This window comes from Rhodoblastus sp. (assembly GCF_041915505.1).
Classification (GTDB): Bacteria; Pseudomonadota; Alphaproteobacteria; order Rhizobiales; family Beijerinckiaceae; genus Rhodoblastus.
Map to the genome: position 1 here is coordinate 1 of NZ_JAYSBG010000460.1, position 2,380 is coordinate 2,380.

At 65.2% G+C, this 2,380-nt stretch carries 3 protein-coding genes; all 3 read left to right on the forward strand.

The genetic code is table 11. The features are described from left to right. Positions 1 to 76 precede the first annotated feature (76 nt). The 3 genes from ACE3S9_RS18590 (at position 77) to ACE3S9_RS18600 (ending at position 2,368) form a co-directional block, all read left to right on the forward strand. Complete coding sequence (locus ACE3S9_RS18590) at positions 77 to 727, forward strand: hypothetical protein (RefSeq protein WP_374547961.1); 651 nt, start codon at positions 77 to 79, stop codon at positions 725 to 727. 119 nt (positions 728 to 846) lie between these two features. Next, a complete protein-coding gene (locus ACE3S9_RS18595) occupies positions 847 to 1,779 on the forward strand; it encodes a ribose-phosphate pyrophosphokinase (RefSeq protein ID WP_374547962.1) in 933 nt (310 codons plus the stop codon). Between the two features lie 49 nt (positions 1,780 to 1,828). Continuing rightward, positions 1,829 to 2,368: an adenine phosphoribosyltransferase gene (locus tag ACE3S9_RS18600; protein WP_374547963.1), complete on the forward strand. Its 540-nt coding sequence runs from the start codon at positions 1,829 to 1,831 to the stop codon at positions 2,366 to 2,368. Positions 2,369 to 2,380: the final 12 nt, after the last annotated feature.

Sequence of the window (2,380 nt, forward strand, 5' to 3'; positions counted from 1 at the left end):
CGGGGCTGGACCTTCGCCATAATTACGGCTAGCAAGGAGATTAACGAATAGTCAATAATTCGATCGGCGAGGCTCCATGGCGGCTTTATCCGCGCGCATTCGCGGCTTCCTTCCCTTCGCCGGGCTGTGCGCGGCGGCTGTCTCCCTTGCCGGCTGCAACGAGCCCGTGAATCCCGCCGCCTCGGCCGCGGCGCCCAATAATGCGCAGCCCGTCGCCTCGGGCTACAGCCCGCGTCCGGCCGCCGTCGCCGTGACTCGGATGGAGGGCGCGCCCTCGCCGCTGCAAAGCCAGTTCATGGCCTTTTTCAACGCCGACGCCGCCCAGGAGGACGTCGCTTTGACCGATTCGGCCGGCGCGCGCTATCTCGCCCGCGGCTATCTCTCGGCCTTTCTGGTCGATGGCGGCGCGCGGCTGACCTATGTCTGGGACATTTACGACCGGACCAACCATCGCGCGCAAAGGCTGAACGACGAAATCGCGCTCAAGGGCGCCGCCGCCGATCCGTGGGCGCTGGTCGATTCGGCCGCGCTCTCGGCTTTGGCCGAGCGCAGCGCCTCAGAACTCGCAGCCTATCTCTCCAATACGCCGGAAGCCCTCGCCGCCGCCGCGAAAAGCGCGGCCGCCACCGCGCAGAACGCCGGCGACGCGGCCAAGGCGGTCGCTGCGCCGAAGTCCTCCGCGCCCGAGCCCGCCGCCCAAGCCCTGTCCTACGCCCCGGCGCGCTAACCGGCTGATTGCAACAAAATAGCGACAGGCGCCCGCCTCTCATATTGTTCAATGCTGCCCCCCCTGCTAAGACGCCGGCCAAGTCAGTCCAGGGCAAAGGCTGCATTATGGCTGGGACAATGAAAATTCTGGCGGGCAATTCCAATCGCCCCCTGACCGAGGCGATCGCCGCCTATCTCGGCGTGCCCCTGACGAAATGCCAGGTGCGGCGTTTCGCGGATATGGAAATCTTCGTCGAAATCCAGGAAAACGTGCGGGGTCAGGACACTTTTGTCGTCCAGTCCACTTCTTTTCCGACCAATGACCATCTGATGGAGGCGTTGATCATGATCGACGCTCTGCGGCGCGCCTCGGCGCGACGCATCACGGCGGTCATGCCCTATTTCGGCTATGCCCGGCAGGACCGCAAACCCGGCCCACGCACCCCGATTTCCGCCAAGCTGGTGGCGAATCTGATCACCCGCGCCGGCGCCGACCGCGTGCTGACGGTCGATCTCCACGCCGGCCAGATCCAGGGCTTCTTCGATATCCCGACCGACAATCTGTTCAGCGCGCCGGTGCTGGTGCGCGACATCCAGGAAAATCTCGATCTTTCCAATGTCATGGTGGTGTCGCCGGACGTCGGCGGCGTGGTGCGCGCCCGCGCGCTAGCCAAGCGCATCAGCGCGCCGCTCGCCATTGTCGACAAGCGCCGCGAGCGCGCCGGCGAATCCGAGGTGATGAACATCATCGGCGAGGTAAAGGGCCGCAATTGCATCCTGGTCGACGATATCGTCGATTCGGGCGGCACCCTGTGCAACGCCGCCGACGCCTTGCTGCAGGCAGGCGCCAAGGACGTGCGGGCCTATATCACCCATGGCGTGCTTTCGGGCGGCGCGGTCGCCCGCATTTCCGCATCGCGCCTCAAGGAACTGGTGATTACCGATTCGATCCAGCCGACCGAGGCCGTGCGGGTCTCGGACAATGTCCGCGTGATCACCATCGCGCCTCTGATCGGCGAGGCGATCGCCCGCACCGCCAAGGAAGAAAGCGTCTCCAGCCTGTTCGACTGACGGCGCGTTAGCGCAGTCGCCTCTCCGAAAATCGAAAGCGCCCGCCGTCATGACGTTCGAGACCGATCTCAAGACCATCATCCGCACGATTCCCGATTATCCCAAGCCGGGCATCATGTTCCGCGACATCACCACTCTGCTCGGCGACGCGCGCGCGTTCCGCCGCGCGGTGGACGAGCTGGTGCAGCCCTTTTCCGGCGGCAAGATCGATCAGGTGGCGGGCATGGAAGCGCGCGGCTTCATTCTCGGCGGCGCGGTGGCGCATCAGCTTTCGGCCGGCTTCATCCCGATCCGCAAGAAGGGCAAACTGCCCCACACCACCGTCTCGGTCGCTTACAGCCTGGAATATGGCGTCGACGAGATGGAAATGCACCAGGATGCGGTCAAGCCCGGCGAAAAGGTCGTGCTGGTCGACGATCTGATCGCCACCGGCGGCACCGCCGATGGCGCCGTCAAACTGCTGAAGCGGATGGGCGCCGATATTGTCGCGGCCTGTTTCGTGATCGACCTGCCGGAACTCGGCGGCGCCAAGAAAATCCGCGACCTCGGCGTGCCGGTGCGCTCGCTGATCGCCTTCGAAGGGCACTGAGCCGCAGGCTCC

Coding starts and splice junctions, on each gene's coding strand:
- ACE3S9_RS18590 (WP_374547961.1), top strand. CDS start 77: ATGGCGGCTTTATCCGCGCGCATTCGCGGCTTCCTTCCCTTCGCCGGG.
- ACE3S9_RS18595 (WP_374547962.1), top strand. CDS start 847: ATGAAAATTCTGGCGGGCAATTCCAATCGCCCCCTGACCGAGGCGATC.
- ACE3S9_RS18600 (WP_374547963.1), top strand. CDS start 1,829: ATGACGTTCGAGACCGATCTCAAGACCATCATCCGCACGATTCCCGAT.